Source organism: Actinocorallia lasiicapitis (assembly GCF_054778695.1).
Map to the genome: position 1 here is coordinate 1 of NZ_BAAGZI010000048.1, position 24581 is coordinate 24581.

Genomic DNA, 24581 nt, shown 5'->3' on the forward strand with positions numbered 1-24581 from the left:
CACGGCCGTCGACATCGCCGGCGCGGCCCTGGACCGCGCGCGCGAGCAGGCCGCACGGCTGGAGCCCGCCGCCGCGGCCGGAATCGACTGGATCGAGGCGGATCTGACGTCCTGGACTCCCCCGGCCGGTCGCTTCGGGCTCGTCACGGCGCACTACGTCCACCCGGCCGGTCCGCGCGACGATCTGTCGCGGCGGCTGGCGGCCGCCGTCGCGCCCGGCGGAATCCTGCTGATCGTCGATCACCGCCCGCCTCCGCACGGCCATGGGCACGGACACGGGCACGGTGAGCCGCAGGTGCACGTCACGGCGGAGGAGCTCGCGGCGACGCTCGACCCGTCCACCTGGTCGATCACCACCGACTCCCCCACCCGCACGGTCGCGGGTCCGCCCGGTCATGACCGGACGCTCTACGACTCGGTGCTCCGGGCGCGCAGGCTCGGCTGACCTCCGGGCACGACGGTCGCCGCCAGCGCCAGATGGTCGGACAGATGCACGGGCTCGCCGGACGGCGGCCGCACCGGAGCCTCCAGCCGCCGCTCGAAGGAGGTGACCGGCGCGTTCCTGGTGAGGAGGTGGTCGAGCGCCAGCGAGGTGCCCCGGAAGGTCGGTTCGCGAGCCGTGCCGCCCGCCACGACCAGGCCGAGGCGCGCCGCGAAGCCCGCCAGCACGGGCGCGTCGTGCGGGATGTTGAAGTCGCCCGCCACGATCAGCGGGACGTCGGGGTCGAGTGCTTCCAGGGCCGTCGCCAGCCGGTCCAGCTCGACGGCCTGGAGCCGGGTGTACCGGTTGGGCGCGGCCCAGACCTCGTCGCGGTTGGCCGACAGATGGGTGTTGGCCACATACAGGGCGTCGCCGCCGGGCGGCGTCAGCCGAACGATCTGAACACCCTTGCGCATCGCCCATTCCGGGCGCACCGGCCGCCTCCAGGGGTAGCGAACGAACCGCACCTCCTGGACGGGCCAGCGGGACAGGATCGCCAGCCCGCCGCGCGGGACGGGCCCCGGCGAAACGGCGACGTGCGGAAACGAGCGGGCCGCCAACGCCAGATTCCCTCGGCTGAGCACTTCCTGCAGGCAGACGACGTCATGCTCCTCCCCGGCGAGGACCCCACCGAGCAGCCCCATCCGAGCCCTGACCGCACCTTTGAAGAGCGTGTTGAAAGTCAGCAGCCGCACGGCCTGAACAGCCACCGGACCCACCTCCATCCCCGCCGACACGATAGCGCGGACCCAAAAACCCCTTCGGCCCGTCCCCCGCCCGATGCGATCATGGCCCGATGAGCGAACCCGAGGTGGCACCACCCGCGCAGGGCCGACGCATCGACTGGCCCGACCTGCCCGAATGGCTACGCGACGAGCTCGAGGATCTCCTGGGCGCCCCGGTCACCGAGGCGCTCACCCGGCCGAGCGGATTCTCACCAGGCGCTGCGGCCCGACTACGGCTCACCAACGACACCCGCGCGTTCGTGAAGGCGGTCAGCACCCAGGCCAACCCGGACGCGCCCGGCATCTACCAAGCCGAGATCCAGGTGGCCGCCGCCCTCCCGGCGAGCGCTCCTGCCCCCGGCTGCTGAGCTCGATCGAGGGGATTGACAGTATGCTGTCGTTTTGACAGGATACTGTCTATGGAGATCGAGAAGGTTCATGTGGCCCTGTACGACACCCTCGCCGACTGGGAGATCGGGCACGCCGTCGCCCACATCAGGAACGGGAACTTCCAGCACACTCCGGGGCGCTACGAGATCGTGACGGTCGGAGCGACCACCGAGCCCGTGACGACCATGGGCGGCCTGCGGGTCGTGCCCGACCTCGCCCTCGACGAGCTCGATCCGGCCGATTCCGCGATGCTGATCCTGGGCGGCGCGGACACCTGGGACCTCGGCGGGAACACCGCGTTCGCGAAGGCCGCCCGGCGGTTCGTCGAGGCGGGGGTGCCGGTCGCGGCGATCTGCGGGGCGACGTTCGGGCTGGCCGCCGAGGGGCTGCTGGACGACCGGGACCACACCAGCAGCGTCGCCGACTATCTGGCGGCGTCGGGGTATGCGGGCGGCGCGCGCTATCGCGAGGAGGGGGCCGTCACCGACGGGGGCGTCATCACCGCGGGCGCGACCTCGCAGACCGAGTTCGCCCGCGAGATCTTCGCGACGCTCGACCTGTACACCCCGGAAGTCCTGGACGCCTGGTACCGGCTGTTCGCCCACTCCGACGCCTCCGCGTTCCCGATCCTCATGGCGGCCGGCAGTGGCGAGCACTGACCCCGCCGAGCTGCTGTCGGGCACGGCCCCGACCGTCTTCCGGCTGAACGGCCAGTTCCTCGAGGCGTCCGAGCGGCTGGCCCGCCCGGCCGGGCTGCCGGCCGCCTGGTGGCAGGTGCTCGGGGCCGTCCTGGGCGAACCGCTGCCCGTGGCCGGGATCGCCCGCGCCATGGGCATCACCCGGCAGAGCGTGCAGCGCGTCGCCGATCTGCTGGTCGACAAGGGGCTGGCCGAGTACCGGCCGAACCCGGCCCACTCCCGCGCGAAGCTCCTCGCCCCCACCGGCGAGGGCCGGGCGGCGGTGTCCCGGATCGACCCCGGCCACCGGGAGCTGGCCGAACAGCTCACCGACGTGCTGGGCATCGCGCGGTTCGAGGAGATTATGCACGCGGTCCAGGACCTCGCGGCGGCCATGGACCACCTACAGAGTCCGGCATCCAGTCGGATACCGTGACGGAATGGGCAAGATCTATGAAAAGCTCGACGCCGGGCTGCGCCGGTTCATCGAGCAGCAGCCGATGTTCTTCGTCGCCACCGCGCCGTCCGAGGGCGGCCATGTGAACCTCTCCCCCAAGGGCTACACCGAGACCTTCGCGATCATCGACGACCGCACCGTCGCCTACCTCGACATGAACGGATCAGGGGCCGAGACCATCGCCCATCTGCGCGACAACGGGCGGATCACGTTCATGTTCTGCTCGTTCGAGCGGTCCCCGAAGATCCTCCGGCTGTACGGGACGGGACGCGCGGTCCTGCCCGGCGGGCCCGGCTGGGACGAGCTGGCCGCGCTGTTCCCCGCCGACAACCCGAGCGTCCGGGCGATCATCGTGGCGGAGCTCGACCGGGTCGCGGACTCCTGCGGCTACGCCGTGCCGTTCATGGAGCTCACCGCTCCCCGCGACCTGCTGAAGGAGTGGGCCGGCCGGAAGAGCCCGGAGGAGCTGGTCGAGTACCGCGTCCAGAAGAACACCGCCAGCATCGACGGGCTCCCCGCGCTCGGCTGAGCGGGTCAGGCGGGGCCGAGCAGATCCCATTTGTTGCCGGAAAGATCCTTGAACACCGCGACCGTCCCGTAGGGCTCGGCGCGGGGTTCGGTCAGGAACTCGACTCCGTGGCCGAGCATCCGGGCGTGCGCGGCGGCGAAGTCGTCGACGCGCAGGAAGAAACCGACCCGGCCCGCGGTCTGGTCGCCGACGGCCGCCTCCTGCTCGGGGCCGTCGGCCTGGGCCAGCAGCAGTCCGGTGCCGCCGCCGGGCGGGCGGACGACGACCCAGCGCTTCGGACGTCCGTCGTTGGTGAGGGACGGCGAGTCCTCGGCGACGGTGAAGCCGAGCGCCTCGGTGAAGAAGGCGATCGCCGCGTCGTAGTCCGTCACGACGAGCGTCACCAGATCCAGACGCATCAGCTCGTGCCGTTGTTGACGCGGTAGACGTCGTAGACGCCGTCGATGGTGCGGACGGCCTTGAGGACGTGACCGAGATGCTTGGGGTCGCCCATCTCGAAGGTGAAGCGGCTGGTGGCGACCCGGTCGCGGGTGGTGGCGACCGTCGCCGACAGGATGTTGACGTGGTGGTCGGAGAGCACCCGGGTGACGTCCGACAGCAGCCGCGGCCTGTCGAGGGCCTCGACCTGGATCGCGACCAGGAAGACCGAGTCCTCGCCCGGCGACCATTTGACGTCGATGAGCCGGTCGGGCTGGGTCTTCAGCGCCTCGACGTTCACACAGTTGGTGCGGTGCACCGAGACCCCGCTGCCGCGCGTCACGAAACCGACGATCTCGTCGCCCGGCACCGGCGTGCAGCAGCGCGACAACCGCACCCACACGTCGGAGTCGCCCGCCACGACCACGCCGGGGTCGCCGACCGGTCCCGCACGCCGGGCCCGGCGCTTGGTCGGGATGGCGAGTTCCGCGAGGTCCTCTTCGGCGCTCTCGACCCCGCCGAGGGCCTGGACGAGCTTCTGCACCACGGACTGCGCGGCGATATGGCCTTCGCCGACGGCCGCGTACAGCGACGACACGTCGGGGTAACGCAGGTCGCGGGCGAGCGCGAGCAGCGCCTCACCGGACATCATCCGCTGGAGCGGCAGGTTCTGCTTGCGCATCGCGCGGGCGATCGATTCCTTGCCGGACTCGATCGCGGTGTCGCGGCGTTCCTTAGAGAACCAGTGCCGGATCTTGTTCCGTGCCCGGGCGGACTTGACGAAGCCCAGCCAGTCCCGCGACGGCCCGGCGTCCTGTGCCTTGCTCGTGAAGATCTCGATGGAGTCGCCGTTGTCGAGCGTCGACTCCAGCGGGACGAGCCGGCCGTTGACGCGGGCGCCGATGGTACGGTGCCCGACCTCGGTGTGGATGGCGTAGGCGAAGTCGACCGGGGTCGCGCCCTGCGGCAGCGCCATCACGTCGCCCTTGGGCGTGAAGACGAAGACCTCCGACACCGACAGGTCGAAGCGGAGCGACTCGAGGAACTCGGCCGGGTCGGCGGTCTCCTTCTGCCAGTCGAGGAGCTGGCGGAGCCACTGCATGTCGGCGGCCTTGCGCCCGCCGACCGTCTCCTCCTTGTACTTCCAGTGCGCGGCGACGCCGTACTCGGCGCGGCGGTGCATCCCCCAGGTGCGGATCTGCAGCTCGACCGGCTTGCCCTCGGGCCCGATGACGGTGGTGTGCAGCGACTGGTACATGTTGAACTTCGGCATCGCGATGTAGTCCTTGAACCGTCCGGGGACGGGGTTCCATCGCGCGTGGATCGAGCCGAGCGCCGCATAGCAGTCGCGGACGCTGTCGACGAGGACCCGGATGCCGACCAGGTCGTAGATGTCGTCGAACGAGCAGTCGCGGGCGATCATCTTCTGGTAGATCGAGTAGTAGTGCTTGGGCCGTCCGGTGACGGTGGCCTTGATCCGGGCCTCGCGCAGGTCGCCGGAGACGTTCTCGATCACTTCCTGAAGGAAGACGTCACGCCGGGGCGCGCGTTCGGAGACCAGCCGGGCGATCTCGTCGAACCGCTTGGGGTACAGGGTGGCGAACGCCAGGTCCTCGAGCTCCCACTTGAGCGTGTTCATGCCCAGCCGGTGCGCCAGCGGAGCGAAGATCTCCAGGGTCTCCCTGGCCTTCTTCTCCTGCTTGTGGCGAGGCATGTAGCGCAGCGTGCGCATGTTGTGGAGCCGGTCGGCGAGCTTGATCACCAGAACGCGGATGTCGCGGGCCATCGCCACGACCATCTTGCGGACCGTCTCGGCCTCGGCCGCCTCGCCGTACTTGACCTTGTCGAGCTTGGTGACGCCGTCGACCAGGGCGGCGATCTCGTCGCCGAAGTCGCCGCGCAGCTCCTCCAGCGTGTAGGAGGTGTCCTCGACGGTGTCGTGGAGCAGGGCCGCGCACAGGGTCTCGGTGGCCATGCCCAGCTCGGCCAGGATGGTCGTGACGGCGAGCGGATGGGTGATGTACGGGTCGCCCGACTTGCGCTTCTGGTCGCGGTGGTAGTGCGCCGCGACGTCATAGGCGCGTTCGATCAGCCGGACGTCGGCCTTGGGATGGGTGTTCCTGACCGTCTTGATCAGGGGTTCGAGCACCGGGTTCATAGTGGGTCCACGCTGGGCGCCCAGCCGGGCCAGCCGTCGGCGCACACGTGCCGCGGACGGTGGAATCGAGGACGGCGCCGCCCCCGACGAGGCAGCCGGACGCGGCGCGGCCGGCGCGGAATCGTCCGCTTTCGTGGGCTCCTGCGGGGCGGGTGAATCCGAAGAGGCGGTTGGGCGCGCCGAGGGCACGGGAGCGGTCTCCACGTCAGGACCCGTCTGCGCCGCGACTATCTCCGTCGCCGCCGTCTCACCGGGCACCCAGCCTCCTCGTCGCGTAACGATTCCCTGGTTAAAGGCCTAGTCTATCGGGCTCGCCCAGCGGGATGCCCGAATACCTCGCCCATGTCAGACCGTAACAAGGGATTCGATGGGAAGATTCCCCAGCCGTTCCCGTCCGCTCAGGAAGCTCAGCTCCATCAGGACGCTCAGACCGGCCACCTCTGCACCTGTCCGCCGCACCAGCGACACGGCCGCCTCAGCGGTGCCCCCGGTCGCCAGCACGTCGTCGACGATCAGGACCCTGTCGCCGGGGGCGAAGGCGTCCCGGTGGACCTCGATCGTCGCGGTGCCGTACTCCAGATCATAGGTCGCCGCATACGTCTCTGATGGGAGCTTTCCGGATTTCCGGACGGGAACGAATCCGGCGCCGAGCGCCAGCGCGACGGGCGCGGCGAAGATGAACCCCCGCGCCTCCAGCCCGACGACCTTGTCGATCGGGCCGTGCGCGTGGTCGGCCAGCGCCTTGATCACGGCGGCGAACCCGTCGTGATCGGCCAGAAGAGGGGTGATGTCCTTGAAGACGATCCCGGGTTTCGGATAGTCGGGGACGTCCCTGACCAGTCCGTCGATGAGCTGCCGCAGCGCCACGTTCCTACCTCCGTCAAACGGCGAAGGTGTGCACGATCACACGGATCGTGCACACCTTCGATGATCGCACTTAACTGATCGCGCCTAGGGACGCCGGTTGCTGCGCGGGCCCCGCTTGGGCTGGTTGCGCGGCCCGGTCGGACCGGCCTTGCCCGCCGGGGCGGCGACCGCGGCGGCGGTGGCACCCGACGGTGCCTCCTCCTCCGCGCCGTCCTCGGTGTCGTCGTCCGCGCCCTTGCGCTCGGCCCGCCGCGCCACGTTGGCCGCGAGCTCCTTGTACATCGGCTCCCGCTCCTTGAGCTGGACCAGCAGCGGGGTCGCCACACAGATCGAGGAGTAGGTGCCGACGATCATGCCGACGAAAAGCGACAGCGACAGGTCCTTGAGCGTGCCCGCCCCGAGGAAGATCGTGCCGATGAAGAGGATCGAGGCCACCGGCAGGATCGCGACCAGCGAGGTGTTCAGCGAACGCACCAGGGTGCTGCTGAGCGCCTGGTTGGCGGCGGTGCTGTAGGTGATCTTCGACTTCTCGTTGAGCGGCTTGGTGACTTCCTTGATCATGTCGAACACGACGACGGCGTCGTAGAGCGAGTAACCGAGGATCGTCAGGAAGCCGAGCAGTGTCGCCGGGGTGACCTGGAAACCCGACCAGGCGTAGATGCCCGCCGTGATGATCAGGTCGTGGACCAGGGCGACGATCGCCGCGACGGCCATCCGCCACTCGAACACCACCGCCAGATAGGCCACGATCAGGATCATGAAGACGATCAGGGCCTGCCAGGCCTTCTGGGTGACGTCCTTACCCCAGGAGGAACCGACCGACTGGGCGCTGATCTCCGCGGACGGGATCTTCAGCTCCTGGGAGAGCGCCTCGGTGACCTCGGCCTGCTGCGCGTTGGTCAGCGAACCGGTGGTGATCCGGATGTTCTTGCCGGTCTCCTGGATGATCGCCTCGTCGCCGGGCGGCAGCTTCGGCGCCACCACGTCGTGCGCCTGGCTGATCGAGGCCGCCGAGGACTCGATCGTGAAGACCGTGCCGCCGGTGAACTCGACGCCCGGGTTCAGGCCCCGGATCATCAGACCCAGGATCGAGAAGATGATCAGACCGCCGGAGATCGCGTACCAGAGCTTCGGCCGGCCGACGATGTTGGCAGACAGCTCGCCCTTGACGAACCGCTGGAGCATTCCGCTGGACATCAGACCTCCTGGCGCTTCAGTCGGGCGACCGGAGTCGGCTTGGAGAGCCGGTGGGAGTCGAGGCCGGAGAGCTTGTGGCCCTTGGCGAAGAAGTCCCGGCGCGCCAGCAGCGCGACCAACGGCTTGGTGAAGAAGAAGACCACGATCACGTCGATCAGGGTCGTGAGGCCCATCGCGAACGCGAAGCCCTTGACCCCGCCGACGGCGAGGAAGTACAGGACCAGCGCCGCGAGGAACGTCACCGCGTCCGCGACGATGATCGTGCGGCGGGCCCGCTGCCAGGCCACCTCGACCGACGGCCGCAGCGGACGGCCCGTGCGCAACTCGTCACGGATGCGTTCGAAGTAGACGATGAACGAGTCCGCGGTGATACCGATCGAGACGATCAGACCGATGATGTGCGGCAGCGAGAGCCGGAACCCGATGTTCTCGCCGAGGATGACCACCGAGACGTAGGTCATCGCGGCCGCGACGGCCAGCGAGGCCACCGCGACGACGCCGAGCGCCCGGTAGTAGAACAGGCAGTAGAGCACGACCAGGCCGAGACCGATCGCACCGGCGATCAGGCCGCCGCGGAGCTGGTCGGCGCCGAGGGACGAGGAGATCTTGTCGGTCGTCCGCAGAGCCTCGGGGAACTGGATCGGCAGCGCACCGTACTTCAGGGACTGCGCGAGGTTCCTGGCGTAGTCCTCGGTGAAGCTGGCGCCACCGGAGATCGTGGCCTGGCCGCCGAGGATGGCGCCCTGGTTGATCTCGGGAGCGGAGACCACACGGCCGTCCAGGACGATCGCGATCCGCGACTCGGGGGTACCGGCGCCCGTCGCGTAGGCCGCGGCGGCCTCCTTGGTCAGGTTGCCGAACTCCTCGCCGCCCTTGCCCTTGAACGCCAGGGCGACCTGCCAGCCGTTGATGTTGTTCTGCAGGTCGGGGGCCTGCGCGTTGGCGTCCGACACCTCGGTGCCGAGGATCCTGGTCGGGCCGAGGATGAACTTCTCGTTGCCCTCGACGTCACAGGCGACCACGAACTTGGCCTTCTCGTCGGACGCACCCTTCACCTGCTCGCCGGGCGGGCCCGCCTTGCAGGTGGTGTTCTTGAACAGCTCGACGACCTGCTTGTCGGTCACCTTGCTGTAGTTCAGGCCGTCCTCGACGGCGGCCGGCGGGACCGAGGCACTGGTCGTCGCCTTGGGGGAAGCGCTCTTGGAGGGGGTGGGGGTCGGGGCGGCGAACGCCTCCGAAAGGGCCCGGTTCTTCGCCGTGCTGGACGCGCTCGGGGACGCGGAGGCGGACGGAGCGGCGGAGGCCGAGGGCTTCGGCGACGCGCTGCCGCTGGCGGTCGGCGTCGGGAGGATCGCCGCGGAGGCGGCGGCCGGCGCGGTGACCAGCACCTGGCGGAACTGCATCTGCGCCGCGGTGCTGACCAGGTCGACGATCTCCTTGGTCTCCGTCTCGTTGCCGGGCACGGAGACGACGATCTGGTTGTCGCCTTCCTTGTGGACGTCGACGTCGGTGAGTCCGCTGCCGTTCACACGGTCGCGGATGATCTTCACCGCCTCGTTCATCTGTGCCTCTGGCGCCGCCTTACCGGCCGCGGTCTCGGCGGTCAGCGTGACCGTCGTGCCGCCGGCGAGGTCGAGCCCGAGCTTCGGGGTCGGATGCCCCTGAATGAACATCACAGCGGTGAGCACGGCCATCACTCCGAGGAGTGTGAGCAGCGTGCGCACCGGGTTGGGGACGTTTTTGTTAGGCGCCACTGGTCGTCAATTCTTCCCTTGGTCGGCCGTTCAGGCCTTGTCGACGGTCTTCTCGGTCTTCTCGAGCTCGACGTTGTTCGTGTCCTCGGAAGTGTCCTCGGACTCGCCTTCGTCTTCTTCGTCGACCAGTTCGACCTCTTCGACGACCTTCATCACGGCCTGCGCGAGGATCCGGATCTCGACACCCTCGGCGATCTCGAGGAGCAGGTCGCCCTCGTCGTTGTCGAGAACGGTGCCGTAGATGCCGCCGGCGGTGACGATGCGCGTGCCGGGCGCGAGGCTGGCCTGCATCTTCTGCTGGTCCTGCTGGCGCTTCTTCTGCGGGCGGATCAAGAAGAAGTAGAACGCGACCGCGATGAGGATCAGCGGAAGGAAAGACACAAGAGCATTGCCCTGCGACTCGGCTGCGAGAATCATGACGTCCTGATTTCTAGATCGGTTCGGCTCGTTGCCGGTCCCGGATTTTAGAGAGTGCGAACCGCACCGGCAACGACGTGACGATTCAGCGCGCCGTGGAGTTCCCGGCCACCCGGACCGTGTGCAGCAGGCTAGTCCGTGTCGGGCGTCACGTCGAACAGGGTGGCGGTGGACGGGCCCGGGACGTGCGGTGGGGTCAGGCCCAGGTGGGTCCAGGCGGCGGGCGTGGCGATGCGGCCCCGGGGGGTGCGGGCGAGCAGGCCCTGGCGGACCAGGAAGGGTTCCGCGACCACCTCGACGGTCTCCGGCTCCTCGCCCACCGAGACGGCCAGGGTCGACAGGCCGACGGGGCCGCCGCCGAACTTGGTCAGCAGGGCACGCAGGACGGCCAGGTCGAGGCGGTCGAGGCCCTGCTCGTCGACCTCGTAGAGTTTCAGGGCGCTGCGGGCGAGCTCACGGGTGACGGCGCCGTCGGCTCTGACCTCGGCGTAGTCGCGGACGCGGCGGAGCAGCCGGTTGGCGATACGGGGCGTGCCACGGGAGCGGAAGGCGACCTCGGCGGCGGCCTCGTCGTCGATCCGGACGCCCAGCAGGCCCGCCGAGCGCTTGACGATGATCTCCAGCTCGGCGGGGTCGTAGAAGTCCATGTGTGCTACGAACCCGAACCGGTCGCGCAGCGGGCCCGGCAGCATCCCCGCGCGGGTGGTGGCGCCGACCAGCGTGAACGGCGCGATGTCCAGGGGGATCGCGGTGGCGCCGGGGCCCTTCCCGACGATGACGTCGACCCGGAAGTCCTCCATCGCGAGGTAGAGCATCTCCTCGGCGGGGCGGGCCATCCGGTGGATCTCGTCCAGGAACAGGACTTCGCCCTCCGACAGCGTCGACAGGACGGCCGCCAGGTCGCCCGCGCGCTCGATGGCGGGGCCGCTGGTGATCCGCAGCGGCTTGCCCAGCTCCGCCGCGATGATCATCGCCAGGGTGGTCTTGCCGAGGCCGGGCCCGCCCGACAGCAGCACGTGGTCCGGGGTGCGGCCGCGGCGCAGCGCGCTGTGCAGGACGAGCGAGAGCTGCTCGCGGACTCTTTCCTGCCCGACGAAATCGTCCAGTTTCTTGGGGCGCAGCGCGTTGTCGACCGCGTTGTCCTCGATCCAGGCCTCGCCGGAGACCAGCCGCTCCTCGTTCACGGGCGGCTCAGCTTACGCAGCGCCGACTTCAGCAGTTCGGGGATCGGCGGCACTTCCTCGCCGTCCAGCTCGTCGGCCACGGCGGCGACGGCCAGTTCGGCCTCGCGGGCGGGCCAGCCGAGGCTCTGCAGGCCCGCCGCGACCTGCTCCTTCCACGGCTGGACGCGCTGGCGCGGCACCGGCAGCTCCTCAGCGCCGCCCGTGGGCAGCCCCAGCTTGTCCTTCAACTCCAAGATGATCTTCTGGGCGCCTTTGGGGCCGATCCCCGGCACCAGGGTGAGCGCCTTGCTGTCGCCGGTGGCGACGGCGCGGCGGATCGCGTTGGGCGAGTGGGTCGCGACCATGGCCAGGGCGACCTTGGGGCCGACACCGCTGGCCGACTGCACCAGCTCGAACATCAGCTTCTCGTCGTCGCTGGCGAAGCCGAACAGGGTGAGGGAGTCCTCGCGCACCACCAGCGAGGCGGCCAGCCTGGCCTCCTCTCCGACCTTCAGCCCGGCGAGGGTGCCCGGCGCGCACAGCAGCGCGAGACCCACCCCGCCGACCTCGACGACGGCCTGGTCGGGCCCGGTCGCCTCGACCCGGCCCCTGACGAAGGCGATCATGCCCCACCCCTCCGGTACTTCTGCTGGGCGAGGGCGAGCCTGGAGACCGCTCCCCCGCGCCACACATGACAGATGGCCAAGGCCAGCGCGTCGGCGGCGTCGGCGGGCCTGGGCGCCTCCTTCAGCCGCAGCAGGCGCGTGACCATCATCGCGACCTGGGCCTTGTCGGCCCGGCCGCTGCCGGTGATCGCGGCCTTGGCCTCGCTCGGCGTGTGCAGCGCCACGGGCAGCCCGCGCCGCGCAGCGCACAGCAACGCGATCCCCGCGGCCTGCGCCGTGCCCATCACCGTCGACACGTTGTGCTGGGCGAACACCCGCTCCACCGCGACGGCCTCGGGCGCGAACTCGTCCAGGACGGCCTCGATACCGCGCTCGATCCCCACCAGCCGGAGCGCCAGCTCCTCGTCGGCCCCCGTGCGGATCACTCCGACGTGCACCAGGGTGAGCGGAGAACCGGCCGTCCCGTCGACGACCCCGACCCCGCACCTGGTCAGCCCCGGGTCCACTCCCAGCACCCGCACGGGCCGCTCCCTGAAGATCGCTAGAACGTTTGTTCGCGAAAACCCTACCGCGCCGCACACCACAAGGGCGTACGGCGCGGCGGCGGAGCTGGGCCTAGTCGTCCGCTTCGAGCTCGGCGGCGACGTCGTCGGGGAGATCGAAGTTCGCCCAGACGTTCTGGACGTCGTCGCTGTCCTCGAGGGCGTCGATCAGCTTGAAGACCTTGCGGGCGCCGTCGGCGTCCAGCTCGATCTGCATGGTCGGCAGGAACGAGGACTCGGCCGACTCGTAGTCGATCCCGGCGTCCTGGATGGCCTTGCGGACCGGGAGGAGGTCACCGGCCTCGGAGACGACCTCGAAGTTCTCGCCCAGGTCGTTGACGTCCTCGGCGCCGGCGTCCAGCGCGGCGAGCATCAGGTCGTCCTCGGTGGTGCCCGTCTTGGGCACGATCACGATGCCCTTGCGGTTGAACATGTACGACACCGAGCCCGGGTCGGCGAGCGAGCCGCCGTTGCGGGTCAGCGCGACGCGCACCTCGGAGGCGGCGCGGTTGCGGTTGTCGGTGAGGCACTCGATCAGCACAGCGACGCCGTTGGGGCCGTAGCCCTCGTACATGATCGTCTGCCAGTCGGCGCCGCCGGCCTCGAGGCCGCCGCCGCGCTTGCGGGCGCGCTCGATGTTGTCGTTGGGCACCGAGTTCTTCTTGGCCTTGTAGATGGCGTCGAAGAGGGTGGGGTTGGAGTCGGGGTCGGGGCCGCCGACCCGGGCCGCGACCTCGATGTTCTTGATCAGCTTGGCGAAGAGCTTGCTCCGCTTGCCGTCCAGGGCCGCCTTCTTGTGCTTGGTGGTCGCCCATTTGGAATGCCCGGACATGCAGTTACTCCTCGTCCTTCGACTCGCCGGCCGCGGCCGACTCTCGAACAAGATCAACAAAATACCGGTGGACACCGTGGTCCCCGGTGAGTTCAGGGTGGTAGGCGGTGGCCATCAGCCGGCCCTGCCGAACCGCGACGATCCTACCGGCCCCGATAGCGTCGGCACGGCCGCCGGACTCCACTCGTCCGAGGATTTCCACGCCCTCGCCGACCGATTCCACCCACGGCGCGCGGATGAAGACCGCCTCCAGGGGGGCGCCCGCGAACTCGATCGTGGACTCGTAAGAGTCGACCTGACGGCCGAAGGCGTTGCGCCGGACGGTCATGTCGATGCCGCCGATGGTCTCCTGGCCGTTCATGCCGTCGACGATCCGGTCCGCCAGCAGGATCATGCCGGCGCAGGAGCCGTAGGCGGGCAGCCCGCCCTCGATCCGCTTGCGCAGCGGCTCCAGCAGGTCGAACGCGCGCATCAGCTTCCACATGGCGGTCGACTCGCCGCCGGGGATGACCAGGCCGTCGATCTGCTCGAGCTCGGACGCCCGCCGGACGTTGACCGTCTGCGCGCCGCAGGCCTCCAGGGCGCGGGCGTGCTCGCGGACGTCGCCCTGCAGGGCGAGGACTCCGATGACGACAGACAAGGAAAAGGACCTTTCGAAACACGCGGATGGGTGAAGTCTAGAACGCTCCGCGCGCCCCGTGATCTTCCCCTATCCGAGGCGGAACCGGCGCAGCGGCAGTTCCAGCGGGAGGAAACCGTCCTCCCCGCGGTCGGCGAGATCCCGGCCGAAGAGCTGCCGGGCCAGATCCAGGCCGAACTGCTCCTGGTCGAACGGGAGCGGCACGTCGGGCGCTCCCCCGTCGATCGGCTTCCAGTACGGGAGTTCGACGTCGAGCCGCTCCCCCTGGTCGACGACGACACCGTCCTCGGCCGTCACATAGACGTCGCGTTTCAGCACGCCGCGGGAGTACCAGCGGAACCAGCAGCCGCCGACCATGGTGTGCAGGACCAGGACGCCGCAGTCGGCGTCGGGCAGCGCCGCGGCGATCGAGTCCGCGACGTGCCGTGCCTCGTCGTCCAGGCAGAACAGCCGCCGGTCGCAGACGACCAGGGCGTCGGGGTAGGCGCCGATGAAGACCTCGTCCTGGTAGGGCCAGAGCGCGAAGTCCAGCACGGTGTCGCCGGTCTCCTCGACCATCGCCGCCGGATACAGCCGCCGCGCGAGGTCAAGCGCCGCGGGCGCGTCGAGGACGAGCCCGGGACGGAAGATCCGCCCGGGCTCTCCGCTGCTCGCGCACGCGAGTGCGACCGACCACCCCATAGCCCGTTGTCCCCTCACTGGCTGAGATTCCCACCCCTAGGAACAGCCAGGGCCAGCGTAACTTTCGGCGCTGCCGAGCGGGAGGGGAATGCGGTGCTTGACTTGCGGCCGCACCGCCGGGGCTCGCGGCTACCAGCCGCGGCCGGCGAACTTGTCGGCCTCGGGCATGGTGCCGACGTTGATGCCGACCATGGCCTCGCCCAGGCCGCGGGAGACCTTGGCGATGACGTCGGGGTCGTCGAAGAACGTGGTGGCCTTGACGATCGCCTCGGCGCGCTGGACCGGGTTGCCGGACTTGAAGATGCCGGAGCCGACGAACACGCCTTCGGCGCCGAGCTGCATCATCATCGCCGCGTCGGCCGGGGTGGCGATGCCGCCCGCGGTGAACAGGACGACCGGCAGCTTGCCGGTCTGGGCGATCTCCTTGACCAGCTCGTACGGGGCCTGGAGCTCCTTGGCCGCCACGTACAGCTCGTCCTCGGGCAGCGAGGACAGCCGGCGGATGTCGTCGCGGAGCTTGCGCATGTGGGTGGTGGCGTTGGAGACGTCGCCGGTGCCCGCCTCGCCCTTGGAGCGGATCATGGCCGCGCCCTCGGTGATCCGGCGCAGGGCCTCGCCCAGGTTGGTGGCGCCGCAGACGAAGGGGACGGTGAAGGCCCACTTGTCGATGTGGTTGACGTAGTCGGCCGGGGTCAGGACCTCGGACTCGTCGATGTAGTCGACGCCGAGGGACTGCAGGACCTGGGCCTCGACGAAGTGGCCGATACGCGCCTTGGCCATGACCGGAATGGAGACGGCCTCGATGATGCCGTCGATCATGTCGGGGTCGGACATGCGGGAGACGCCGCCCTCGACCCGGATGTCGGCGGGGACACGCTCGAGGGCCATGACGGCGACCGCACCGGCGTCTTCTGCGATCTTGGCCTGGTCGGGCGTGACCACGTCCATGATCACCCCGCCCTTCAGCATCTCGGCCATACCGCGCTTGACGCGGGCGGTGCCGACGGCGTTGTCAGGGGTAGAAGTCACGGGTGTTTTCCTCACGGACGACGGCTATGTCGTACTCCATGATATTCCCTGCTCAGCCCCGTCCTCGACCCGCCACTGTGTCAGGTCTGGTCAGGATCCCTTTACACCCTGGACAGGCGGTGTTCAGGTCGGTCCACCAGGCCCCCGGCTAGGGGATGAAGGGCTTGCCGTTGTTGACGATCGCCACCCAGACCTGGCCGGGCGCGAAGGTCATGGGCTCGCCCGCCCTGGTCTTGAAGGTGGTGCCGTGGTCCTCGCTCGGCCGCGACCAGGTGCACTCCCAGGCCTTGCCGTCGCGCAGGACGACGGCGCGGCCCTTGCCGACGGTGTGCAGATAGGGCGTGTAGGAGCCCAGGAAGTCGTGGAAGCGGGAACGGCTGGTCTTCACGAACTGGATCACGACGGTCTCCCCGCCGAGCACCCCGCCCTCCACGGCCACGTTCGGCTGCCCGTTGTGCGAGGTCAGCCAGCGCTTCTGGGCGGCGCTCCAGGTGAAGGTCAGCTTCTCGGCGGGCCAGCGGGCGGTGAACTGCTTGAGCGGCTTGCCGCCCTCGGGGGCCTCGCCGAAGCGGAAACCGATGTCCTTGGGCCTGCTGGCCCTCGGCGCCTGCCGGAGGAAGCCCTTGACGTCACCGAACAGGTTGTAGGGGGCGCTGCGCCCGCCGGGCTTGCCGCCGGAGTAGCGGTAGTAGGCGCTGCCGCCGTTGTCCTGGGAGATGTCGTACAGCGGCGCCTTGCGGATCAGGGGCTTCATCTTGCTCTGCACGCCCGAGAAGGCCAGGGCGGGCTTGCCGAACTGGCGGAGGATGTGCAGGTCGGAGATGCGGGCGCTGCGGACCGGTCCGACGCGCTTGGGGTAGGTCGAGGAGAAGATCGCCATGATCCTGGTCTCGCCGCCCTCGACCTGCTCGACATAGACGATGTCGGCGGAGCGGAGCCCTTCCTGGGGATGGGCCGGCCGGGTGTTGTCGATCTTCACGGCGAGGACCCGGTTGCGGCGGCCCTTCTGCTTGCCGGTGAAGGGGTGGTAGTCGATCCCGGTCTTGGTGGGGCTGGGCGTGACGGCGCCGTCAGCGGAGGGCGGGCTCTGGCCGCCGCCGGGCGACTTGTCGTCCGAGGAGCAGCCCGCGGCCCCCGCGGCCAACCCCGCCAGGGTGATCGTGAACGTCCGCCGCGACAGTGCTTCCACCGAGAGGTTCCCTTCGCCCCGAGCCATGGATCCGGACGAACCTATCGGAATTACGGCATCGACGGAGGAACGGCCCCACGAGCCGGAGCTCAGGGCGCGACGTCGTCGATCTCGAAGAACTCGGGCATCGGCGCCCGGCCGGCGAGCGGCAGGAACCTGGCCAGCAGCCTGCGGCGGGCGATCCTCGTCGCCGAGACGGCGTCGTTGTAGAAGCGGCGCGCGAAGGCGACCTTCTGGGCGGCGGCGTCCAGCTCCTCGATCAGGGAGTGGCCGTTGGACTTCTCCTCGATCGTGATCCGGAACTCCGGCTGGTGGACGACCGCGCGCAGCGCCCGCGACAGATCAGACTCGGCGAACTCGCGGCCGTCGGGGTCGGCGGTGCGGGCCTGGTGCGCCGCCGTCGCCAGGACGAGGCTGGTCGCCGGATCGAGCAGCCGCGACGCCGCGAGCTCGAGCGAGACGGCCGCACGGCGCACCAGGGCGGCGTCCAGGGCGGCCTTGGCCAGGTCGACACGGGCGTGCAGCCGGTCGAGCCGGCCCGCGCGCCAGGAGATGTAGGTGCCCAGCAGGAACAGGATCCCCAGCCAGAACAGCAGATCGACGAGGCCCATCAGGAAGCCGACTCCACAACGCCGGAGTGGTCGACGACCGTCTCATAGACCCGCAGGACGTCGCGGGCGACCGTCGACCAGTCGTAGGCGCGCACCGCCGATCTGGCCTCCGCCGACAGGAGCTTGCGCCGGGCCGGGTCGTCGAGCAGGTCGCCCGCGGCGCGGGCCAGGGCCTCGGCGTCGCCGACCGGGAACAGGACGCCCGCGCGGCCCTCCTGCAGGACCCGGCTGAACGCCTCGATGTCGCTGGCCAGGATCGGGGCGCCCGCCGACATCGCCTCCGTCAGCACGATCCCGAACGACTCGCCGCCCAGGTTCGGCGCGACGAACGCGTCGACGGAATGGTAGGCGCGGACCTTGTCGTCCTCCGAGACCATCCCGAGGATCACGACCCTGTCGCGCAGCTCCGGCGAGACCCGGGCCAGGGCGTCGTCGACGTCGCCGGGACCGGCGATCAGCAGCCGGAGCCCCGGACGCTCCCTGCCGAGGATCTCGAACGCCTTGAGCAGCACCGGAAGGCCCTTGCGCGGCTCGTCGATCCGGCCGAGGAAGCCCAGCGCCTGAGTCCCGCCCGACTCGCCGTTCCTGCGCTGCCAGCCGGGCAGCGGCTCGGCCATCGCATACCGCTCGGTGGTGACGCCGTTGGGGATCAGCACGGCGTCGCCGCCCAGATGCTCCACGAGGGTGTTCCTGGCGGCCTCCGACACCGCGATCCGGGCGGTGATCTTCTCCAGTGCGCTCTGCAGGATCGGCGCGGACACGCTGACCGCGCGGGACCGCTCGTAGGACGCGTGGAAGGTCGCCACGATCGGGCCGTCGGCGGCCCAGCAGGCCAGCAGGCCGAGGCTCGGCGCGGCCGGCTCGTGGATGTGCAGGACGTCGAACTCGCCCTCGCGGATCCAGCGGCGGACCCTGCCCGCGGACAGGAACCCGAACGACAGCCGGGCGACGGAGCCGTTGTAGGGGACGGGCACGGCGCGTCCGGCCGAGACCACGTAGTAGGGCAGCGGGGCGTCGTCGTCGGCGGGGGTGATCACCGAGACCTCGTGGCCGAGCGCGATCAGCGCCTCGGCCAGATCACGGATGTGCTGCTGGACGCCGCCCGGCACGTTCCACGTGTACGGGCAGACGATGCCGATCCTCAACTCAGATCCTCCACCCACACCTTTTGGAGCATGTGCCAGTCCTCGGGGTGGGCGGCGATGCCCTCGGCGAACGCGTCGGCCACCGCCTGCGTCATCGTCTTGATCTTCTCGGGCCTGGCGCCCTGCTCGGGCAGCGGGACTTCGGCGTGGACACGGGCCCCCCAGTCGTCTCCGTCGAACCACAGCGTCACCGGCAGCAGCGCCGCGCCGGTCTGCACGGCGAGGGCGGCGGGCCCGCCCGGCATCCGGGCCGTCGCGCCGAAGAACTCGACCTCCACCCCGGTCGAGGTGAGGTCGCGGTCGGCGACGAGGCAGATCACCCTGCGCTCGCGCAGCCGCCGGGCGAGGATCCCGAACGACGAGGCGCTTCCGCCCGTCAGGGGAAGGATCTCAAATCCGAGGGATTCGCGGTAGGCCACGAACCGTTCGAAGAGCGATTCGGGCTTCAGCCGCTCCGCGACGGTGACCAGCGGATGGCCCTCGTAGACGAGCCACGCGCCGGCGTGGTCGTAGTTGCCCATGTGGGGCAGCGCGAGGACGACGCCGCGGCCCGCGGCGACGGCCGCGTGGATCTGCTCGTGGCCCGTGACGTGCATCCCGTCGCAGATCCTGCGCTCGCTGAGCACCGGCAGCCGGAAGGTCTCCAGCCAGTACCGCAGATAGGAGCGCATCGCCTTGCGGCTGAGCGCGCGCACCTCGGGGGCGTCGGGTGCGGTGCCGAGGACGCGGGCGAGGTTGCGTTCGAGCTGCCGGACGCCCTTGCCGTGCTGCTTCCACGTCCGGTCGGCGATCTTCGCGAAGACCCGCCGGGTGACCGGCTCCGGCAGCCGCTTCACCAGGGACCAGCCGATCGCGTACGCCTTGTCGGCGGCGAGTTCCTTCACGCCGGGGGCCTTGACGGCCGGGCTTTCGGGCAGGTCTCCGGCCGGGGCCTTGACGTCGGTCACACGGTCTCCTCGGTGCGGGCCGTGGCCTGCTTGTAGACGACGCTGAACCGCTGGCCCACGGTGATCGTGCTGAGTACCGCGAGCAGGATCAGCGCGGTGTACAGCGCGTAGGGGACGCCGAGCCCTTCGAGGCCCACGCCGACCAGGCTGATGATCAGACGTTCGGAGCGTTCGGCGATGCCGACGTTGCATTCCATGCCGAGGCCTTCGGCGCGCGCCTTGGCGTAGGAGATGACGACTCCGGCCACCAGGCAGTAGAGCGCCAGGTAGGCCAGCGGGGTGTCCCGGCCTGCGTCGCTGGTCAGCCACATGATTAGCCCGGCGAAGATCGCGGCGTCGCCGACGCGGTCCATGGTGGAGTCGAGGAACGCGCCCCACACTCCGGTCTTGCCGGTGACGCGGGCGACCGCCCCGTCGAACATGTCGAAGAAGACGAACGCCGTGATCGCGACGGTTCCCCAGAACAGCTCGCCCTGGGGGTAGAAGACGAGGGCGCCCGTCGCCACCCCGACGGTCCCGGTGACGGTGATGACGTTGGGCGTCACTCCGGTCCGTGCGAGGGCCTTGCCGATCGGCGTCACCACACGCGAGAGCGCGGGCCGCAGGCGGTTGAGCATCGTGTTCCAAACTTCGAGATCAGGGCCAAGCCATCGTAGTGCCCCGACCTGTCATTCCAGCTGTAGCAAGCACCACACCCCGACCTGCGGGCCTTGACCAGTGCAACCGGTGGGCGGAGGGTGGGGGGGACGGGTGTGACGCCCGTCACTTGCGGGCGTGTTCACATTCTCCCTCGATGTGGAGGAGGCGTCGTCATGGCGGAGCGGAGCGGGGTCGGCCGGGGTGTGGGGGCGGGTCGGCCGGCGCGGGTGCGGAATGTGGTGTTGGTGGGTCATTCGGGGGCAGGGAAGACGACTTTGGTGGAGTCGCTGCTGGTGGCGGCGGGGGTGGTGCAGCGGGCGGGGCGGGTCGAGGACGGTTCGACGGTCTGTGATCACGATGAGGTGGAGGTGCGGCAGGGGCGGTCGGTGGGGTTGGCGTTGGCGCCGTTCGAGTTCGGCGGGGTCCGGGTCAATCTGCTGGATGCTCCGGGTTATCCGGATTTCGTGGGGGATTTGCGGGCGGGGTTGCGGGGTGCGGATGCGGCGTTGTTCGTGGTGTCGGCGGTCGATGGTGTCGATGGGTTGACGCGGATGTTGTGGGAGGAGTGTGCGGCGGTGGGGATGCCGCGGGCCGTCGTCATCACCAAGGTCGATCTGGCGCGGGGGGATTTCGGGCGGGCTTTGGCGGAGTGCCGGGGGGCGTTCGGCGGTGGGGTGGTGCCGTTGTATCTGCCGGTGGGCGGCGGGTTGGTGGGGTTGTTGTCGGAGCGGTTCTACGACTACGGGTCGGGGCGCCGGGTGGAGCGGGCGCCGGATGCGGCGCTCGTGGAGCTGTCGGCCGGGGAGCGGGCTGCGCTGATCGAGGGGATCATCGAGGGGTCCGAAGACGAGTCGCTGATGGACCGGTATGTGGCGGGTGGGGAGCTGGACGCGGCGGAGCTGATCGCCGATCTGGAGCGGGCTGTCGCGGCGGGCGGGCTGTATCCGGTGCTGGCGACGGCCGTCCCGCATGGGGTGTCCGGGGGGACCGTCGTGGGGATGGCGGAGCTGCTGGAGGTCGTCACGCAGGCGTTCCCGTCGCCGTTGGAGCATCCGCTGCCGCCCGTCACGACCATTGACGGCGTGGAGGTGGCGGGGCTGGCCTGCGATCCGGACGGGCCGCTGCTCGCCGAGGTGATCAAGACGGTCTCGGACCCTTATGTGGGCAGGATCTCCCTGGTCAGGGTGTTCTCCGGGACTCTGCGGCCGGATCTGACCGTCCATGTGTCGGGGCACGGGCTCGCCGACCGCGGCCATGCCGACCATGACGTCGACGAGCGGATCGGCGCGATCACCTCGCCGCTCGGCAAGACCCAGCGGCCGATGGACGCTTGCGTGGCGGGCGATGTCTGCGCGGTCGCCAAACTGGTGCGCGCCGAGACCGGCGACACGATCTCGGCCGTGGACCGGCCGCTGCTCATGGCTCCGTGGACCATGCCGGAGCCGCTGCTGCCCGTCGCGATCAACGCGGTCTCCAAGGCCGACGAGGACAAGCTGGGCCAGGCGCTCAACCGGCTGGTCGCCGAGGATCCCACGCTCCGGCTGGAGAACAATTCAGAGACCAGGCAGCTCGTCCTGTGGTGCCTGGGCGAGGCGCACGCGGACGTCCTGCTCGACCGGCTCCGCACCCGGTACTGCGTCGAGGTGGAGACCGTCGAGCTGCGGGTGGCGCTGCGGGAGACCTTCGGCGGGGCAGCGGAGGGGCTCGGCCGGCATGTGAAGCAGAGCGGCGGGCACGGCCAGTTCGGCATCTGCCGGATCACGGTGGAGCCGCTGCCGCCCGGCGCGGGGTTCGAGTTCGTGGACCGGATCGTCGGCGGGGTGGTGCCGCGCCAGTTCATCCCGTCGGTGGAGAAGGGGGTGCGGACCCAGATGACGCGGGGGGTGTCGGCCGGGTATCCGCTGGTCGATCTGAAGGTGACCCTGCACGACGGCAAGGCCCACGCGGTGGACTCCAGCGACATGGCCTTCCAGACGGCCGGGGCCCTGGCCGTCAAGGACGCGGCCGCCAAGGTGCCGGTGCTGCTGCTGGAGCCCGTCGACGAGGTGGCGGTGCTGGTGCCGGACGAGCATGTCGGGCCCGTCATGTCGGATCTGTCGGGACGGCGCGGGCGGGTGCTCGGTTCCGCGACCGTCGCCGGGGGCCGGACCTTGATCAAGGCCGAGGTGCCCGGCCTGGAGATGGCCAGGTACAGCATCGATCTGCGGTCGATGTCGCACGGGACGGGCACCTTCCACCGCGCGTTCCTGCGGTACGAGCCGCTGCCGTCACATCTCGCAGGCAAGATCACCGCCTGACGTCCCGCCTGCCCGCGTCTCCCCCGGGGCGCGGGTAGCCTTTTCCGTCGTGACCGAAACCCAACCCTCCAGTGAACCACCCGCCGAGCCTTCCGCCGATGAGAAAGGCATGAGAACGAGCCGCCGCGGCCTCCTCAAGGGGGCCGGTCTGGCCGGGGGCGGGCTGGCGGCCGGTGTCGCGGGGACGCTCGGCGTGAAGCACCTCGCCGAGCGGAACAAGGCGCCGGTGTCGGCGATGGCCGTGCCGACGGCGGGGGCGTGGCGGCCGGCGTCCGGCCATGTGGACGTGGTGTTCGCGGTCGACACGGCACAGAAGCTCGTGGCGCTGACCTTCGACGACGGGCCGATGCCCAACTGGACCCCGATGGTCCACGACATCCTGGACGAGACGAAGGTCAAGGCGACGTTCATGCTGGTCGGCGAGCGGCTGGCGGCCAACGCGGCGCTGATCGCCGGCCGGATGGACCGGCACGAGGTCGGCAACCACACCTGGAACCACGCCGACCTGGCGATGATGACCGACGAGCAGGCTTACCGGCAGTTCGCGCGGGCCCACGAGGCGTTCCACCGGATCCTCGGCAAGGAGGCCCGGATCGCGCGGCCGCCGTTCGGCCATCTCGGCGGCACCACGGTCTCGGCCGCGGGGCGGATGGGGTACGACCTGGTGCTGTGGTCGGTCAAGATGCTGGAGAAGACCTTCGAGAAGCAGCCGCGGCAGCTCGTGGAGTACATCACCAACGAGACGGTCCCCGGCACGATCCTGCTGGCCCACGACACCGGCAACCCCGACCGGCTCGTGGCCCTGAACAACCTTCGTCCGATGATCGCCAATCTGCGGGCGAAGGGGTTCGAGTTCGTCACCGTGTCCGAGCTGCGGGCCGCGCGGCCCCGCTAGCGGCGGATCGCGCAGAGCGGGGTGCCGCCGGGCAGCCGGTGCCGGTTGTTCGCGATCAGCCGGTAGAGACCGTGGGCGAGCCAGCGCACCGGCGGGACGGCCAGCACCCCGCCGACCGGCCACCAGAACCGGCCCTGGGCGCGGAGCAGCGCCGCGACGGCCTGGGCGCCGCCGAAGATCCGTCCGTCGGGGCGGATCCAGAGGAGTTCGTGGGCGGCGCGCTCGGCGGTGGTGCCCAGGGCGTCGAGATCGGTGAACTGCCAGGCCACGACGTCGGCGTCCGGGTCGAGGTGCTTTTCCAGGAACGTCACCGAGGTGGTGCAGAAGCCGCAGTCACCGTCGAAAACGAGCAGGGGGCGTGTTCTCATGCTCCGACTCTACGCCTGTGTTGAACGCGTTCAAGAACCGGGCCACGCCTCGGCGATGAGGGCGCGGGTGTCGGCCAGGAGCTGCGGCAGGACCTTCGTGCGGCCGACGACCGGCATGAAGTTGGTGTCGCCGCCCCAGCGGGGCACGATGTGCTGGTGGAGATGCGCGGCGATCCCCGCGCCCGCCGCGTGGCCGAGGTTCATGCCCACGTTGAAGCCCTGCGCGCCGCTCGCCTTGCGCAGCGCCGACAGGCCCGCCTGGGTGAAGCGGGCGAGCTCCACGGTCTCGGCCTCGTCGAGCTCGGTGTAGTCGGCGACGTGCCGGTAGGGGCAGATCAGCAGATGTCCCGCGTTGTACGGGTAGAGGTTGAGGACCGCGAAGACCGAGGCGCCCCTGCGGACGATCAGGCCCTCCTCGTCGCCGCCCTTGGGGATGTCGCAGAACGGGCAGCCGTCACCTGGCCCCGAGCCCGTCGGCTTGTTCTCGCCCTTGATGTACGCCATCCGCTCGGGGGTCCACAGCCGTTGGAAGTTGTCGGACGAACCCACGCCAACCTGCACTACCGGATCCGAACCCTCGACACCCACAGTCACGTCCTCGCTCTCTCGTCGGCCTCGATCAGGATAGATTCATCGGCTGCGGGTCCTGTCAGGGGGCTGCCCGATGAAGATTTAAGTACAAAGGACCTTAAATATGGACTCTTCCGGCGGACGGGACGCGGTCTCCGCCAAGATGGGAACCGCAGCAGCGGCCCAGGCGAGTGAGGATTCCGCAATGACCGATCTGGACCACCCGTACTCCGGCAACGGAGGCGGGGGCGAGCACCGGCCGGGGCTCGGGCCGTCCATGCCCTTCTTCCCCGCACCGCCCGTCGGCGGGCCGGGCGGCGCCGCGAGCGCACCGGCCG

At 70.0% G+C, this 24581-nt stretch carries 28 protein-coding genes; 7 read left to right on the forward strand and 21 right to left on the reverse strand.

Translation table 11 applies throughout. From position 1 onward, the window contains the following. The coding region (locus ACYVE7_RS08585) for a class I SAM-dependent methyltransferase (protein ID WP_460364037.1) at nucleotides 1-445 on the forward strand (445 nt) is incomplete at its 5' end. On the opposite strand, the gene ACYVE7_RS08590 is transcribed toward ACYVE7_RS08585, so the two are convergent. Further along, the gene (locus ACYVE7_RS08590) at nucleotides 409-1191 is read right to left on the reverse strand and encodes an endonuclease/exonuclease/phosphatase family protein (RefSeq protein ID WP_460364038.1); all 783 of its coding nucleotides are present in this window, start codon (nucleotides 1189-1191) and stop codon (nucleotides 409-411) included. The two genes, ACYVE7_RS08585 and ACYVE7_RS08590, sit on opposite strands and share 37 nt — an antisense overlap. An 86-nt stretch (nucleotides 1192-1277) precedes the next feature. Here ACYVE7_RS08590 and ACYVE7_RS08595 point away from each other — a divergent pair, with 86 nt between their 5' ends. From ACYVE7_RS08595 to ACYVE7_RS08610, 4 genes are read left to right on the forward strand one after another with little or no spacing between them, the layout of a single operon-like run. Then, a complete protein-coding gene (locus tag ACYVE7_RS08595) occupies nucleotides 1278-1574 on the forward strand; it encodes a hypothetical protein (RefSeq protein ID WP_460364039.1) in 297 nt (98 codons plus the stop codon). 51 nt (nucleotides 1575-1625) lie between these two features. Beyond that, complete coding sequence (locus tag ACYVE7_RS08600; protein ID WP_460364040.1) at nucleotides 1626-2255, forward strand: type 1 glutamine amidotransferase family protein; 630 nt, start codon at nucleotides 1626-1628, stop codon at nucleotides 2253-2255. Beyond that, nucleotides 2242-2709, forward strand: coding sequence for a MarR family winged helix-turn-helix transcriptional regulator (locus tag ACYVE7_RS08605; protein WP_460364041.1), 468 nt, complete (start codon nucleotides 2242-2244; stop codon nucleotides 2707-2709). The genes ACYVE7_RS08600 and ACYVE7_RS08605 overlap by 14 nt, the downstream gene beginning before the upstream one ends. 4 nt (nucleotides 2710-2713) lie before the next feature. Further along, on the forward strand, nucleotides 2714-3259 hold the full coding sequence (locus ACYVE7_RS08610; RefSeq protein ID WP_460364042.1) for a pyridoxamine 5'-phosphate oxidase family protein: 546 nt from the start codon (nucleotides 2714-2716) through the stop codon (nucleotides 3257-3259). A 5-nt stretch (nucleotides 3260-3264) separates the two neighbouring features. Here ACYVE7_RS08610 and ACYVE7_RS08615 read toward each other — a convergent pair whose 3' ends face one another. The 18 genes from ACYVE7_RS08615 to pgsA all read right to left on the reverse strand — a co-directional run bounded on the left by ACYVE7_RS08615 (nucleotide 3265) and on the right by pgsA (nucleotide 20091). Next, nucleotides 3265-3657, reverse strand: a complete 393-nt coding sequence (locus tag ACYVE7_RS08615; RefSeq protein WP_460364043.1) for a VOC family protein — start codon at nucleotides 3655-3657, stop codon at nucleotides 3265-3267. Further along, nucleotides 3657-5834, reverse strand: coding sequence for a RelA/SpoT family protein (locus ACYVE7_RS08620; protein WP_460364044.1), 2178 nt, complete (start codon nucleotides 5832-5834; stop codon nucleotides 3657-3659). The genes ACYVE7_RS08615 and ACYVE7_RS08620 overlap by 1 nt, the downstream gene beginning before the upstream one ends. 345 nt (nucleotides 5835-6179) lie before the next feature. Continuing rightward, nucleotides 6180-6701 carry an adenine phosphoribosyltransferase gene (locus ACYVE7_RS08625; protein WP_460364046.1) on the reverse strand — a complete coding sequence of 174 codons (522 nt, stop codon included), beginning with the start codon at nucleotides 6699-6701 and terminating at the stop codon, nucleotides 6180-6182. 84 nt (nucleotides 6702-6785) lie between these two features. Then, nucleotides 6786-7898, reverse strand: a complete 1113-nt coding sequence (gene secF, locus ACYVE7_RS08630; RefSeq protein ID WP_460364047.1) for a protein translocase subunit SecF — start codon at nucleotides 7896-7898, stop codon at nucleotides 6786-6788. Continuing rightward, nucleotides 7898-9652, reverse strand: a complete 1755-nt coding sequence (secD, locus tag ACYVE7_RS08635) for a protein translocase subunit SecD (RefSeq protein ID WP_460364048.1) — start codon at nucleotides 9650-9652, stop codon at nucleotides 7898-7900. Before secD ends, secF begins: the two co-directional genes overlap by 1 nt. A gap of 30 nt (nucleotides 9653-9682) precedes the next feature. After that, nucleotides 9683-10033 carry a preprotein translocase subunit YajC gene (yajC, locus tag ACYVE7_RS08640; RefSeq protein WP_460364049.1) on the reverse strand — a complete coding sequence of 117 codons (351 nt, stop codon included), beginning with the start codon at nucleotides 10031-10033 and terminating at the stop codon, nucleotides 9683-9685. A 167-nt stretch (nucleotides 10034-10200) separates the two neighbouring features. Continuing rightward, complete coding sequence (ruvB, locus tag ACYVE7_RS08645; RefSeq protein ID WP_460364050.1) at nucleotides 10201-11253, reverse strand: Holliday junction branch migration DNA helicase RuvB; 1053 nt, start codon at nucleotides 11251-11253, stop codon at nucleotides 10201-10203. Then, complete coding sequence (gene ruvA / locus ACYVE7_RS08650; RefSeq protein WP_460364051.1) at nucleotides 11250-11858, reverse strand: Holliday junction branch migration protein RuvA; 609 nt, start codon at nucleotides 11856-11858, stop codon at nucleotides 11250-11252. Before ruvA ends, ruvB begins: the two co-directional genes overlap by 4 nt. Next, the gene (gene ruvC, locus ACYVE7_RS08655) at nucleotides 11855-12379 is read right to left on the reverse strand and encodes a crossover junction endodeoxyribonuclease RuvC (protein ID WP_460364052.1); all 525 of its coding nucleotides are present in this window, start codon (nucleotides 12377-12379) and stop codon (nucleotides 11855-11857) included. Before ruvC ends, ruvA begins: the two co-directional genes overlap by 4 nt. A gap of 94 nt (nucleotides 12380-12473) precedes the next feature. Further along, nucleotides 12474-13232: a YebC/PmpR family DNA-binding transcriptional regulator gene (locus tag ACYVE7_RS08660; protein ID WP_460364053.1), complete on the reverse strand. Its 759-nt coding sequence runs from the start codon at nucleotides 13230-13232 to the stop codon at nucleotides 12474-12476. Nucleotides 13233-13236: 4 nt separating this feature from the next. Continuing rightward, complete coding sequence (gene pdxT / locus ACYVE7_RS08665) at nucleotides 13237-13872, reverse strand: pyridoxal 5'-phosphate synthase glutaminase subunit PdxT (protein WP_460364054.1); 636 nt, start codon at nucleotides 13870-13872, stop codon at nucleotides 13237-13239. 69 nt (nucleotides 13873-13941) lie between these two features. Further along, nucleotides 13942-14553, reverse strand: coding sequence for a DUF6928 family protein (locus tag ACYVE7_RS08670; protein ID WP_460364055.1), 612 nt, complete (start codon nucleotides 14551-14553; stop codon nucleotides 13942-13944). A gap of 129 nt (nucleotides 14554-14682) precedes the next feature. After that, nucleotides 14683-15597, reverse strand: a complete 915-nt coding sequence (gene pdxS, locus ACYVE7_RS08675; protein ID WP_460364056.1) for a pyridoxal 5'-phosphate synthase lyase subunit PdxS — start codon at nucleotides 15595-15597, stop codon at nucleotides 14683-14685. A 133-nt stretch (nucleotides 15598-15730) separates the two neighbouring features. Further along, nucleotides 15731-16771, reverse strand: coding sequence for a DUF3048 domain-containing protein (locus tag ACYVE7_RS08680; RefSeq protein WP_460364057.1), 1041 nt, complete (start codon nucleotides 16769-16771; stop codon nucleotides 15731-15733). Between the two features lie 89 nt (nucleotides 16772-16860). Next, entirely contained in the window at nucleotides 16861-17382 is a 522-nt protein-coding gene (locus tag ACYVE7_RS08685) for a hypothetical protein (RefSeq protein ID WP_460364058.1), read from the reverse strand. After that, nucleotides 17382-18527, reverse strand: coding sequence for a glycosyltransferase family 4 protein (locus ACYVE7_RS08690; RefSeq protein WP_460364059.1), 1146 nt, complete (start codon nucleotides 18525-18527; stop codon nucleotides 17382-17384). Before ACYVE7_RS08690 ends, ACYVE7_RS08685 begins: the two co-directional genes overlap by 1 nt. Next, a complete protein-coding gene (locus tag ACYVE7_RS08695; protein ID WP_460364060.1) occupies nucleotides 18524-19474 on the reverse strand; it encodes a phosphatidylinositol mannoside acyltransferase in 951 nt (316 codons plus the stop codon). The genes ACYVE7_RS08690 and ACYVE7_RS08695 overlap by 4 nt, the downstream gene beginning before the upstream one ends. Continuing rightward, nucleotides 19471-20091, reverse strand: a complete 621-nt coding sequence (gene pgsA / locus ACYVE7_RS08700; RefSeq protein WP_460364061.1) for a phosphatidylinositol phosphate synthase — start codon at nucleotides 20089-20091, stop codon at nucleotides 19471-19473. Before pgsA ends, ACYVE7_RS08695 begins: the two co-directional genes overlap by 4 nt. A 195-nt stretch (nucleotides 20092-20286) precedes the next feature. Between pgsA and ACYVE7_RS08705 the strand changes: the two genes are divergently transcribed. Both ACYVE7_RS08705 and ACYVE7_RS08710 read left to right on the forward strand, forming a co-directional pair. Continuing rightward, nucleotides 20287-22410, forward strand: a complete 2124-nt coding sequence (locus ACYVE7_RS08705) for an elongation factor G-like protein EF-G2 (RefSeq protein WP_460364062.1) — start codon at nucleotides 20287-20289, stop codon at nucleotides 22408-22410. A gap of 109 nt (nucleotides 22411-22519) precedes the next feature. Further along, nucleotides 22520-23305: a polysaccharide deacetylase family protein gene (locus tag ACYVE7_RS08710; RefSeq protein ID WP_460364063.1), complete on the forward strand. Its 786-nt coding sequence runs from the start codon at nucleotides 22520-22522 to the stop codon at nucleotides 23303-23305. On the opposite strand, the gene ACYVE7_RS08715 is transcribed toward ACYVE7_RS08710, so the two are convergent. Further along, nucleotides 23302-23673 (reverse strand): thiol-disulfide oxidoreductase DCC family protein, encoded by a 372-nt coding sequence (locus tag ACYVE7_RS08715; RefSeq protein WP_460364064.1) that lies wholly within the window; start codon nucleotides 23671-23673, stop codon nucleotides 23302-23304. The genes ACYVE7_RS08710 and ACYVE7_RS08715 overlap by 4 nt on opposite strands. A gap of 30 nt (nucleotides 23674-23703) precedes the next feature. Continuing rightward, nucleotides 23704-24177, reverse strand: coding sequence for an HIT family protein (locus tag ACYVE7_RS08720; protein WP_460364065.1), 474 nt, complete (start codon nucleotides 24175-24177; stop codon nucleotides 23704-23706). Nucleotides 24178-24581 lie beyond the last annotated feature (404 nt).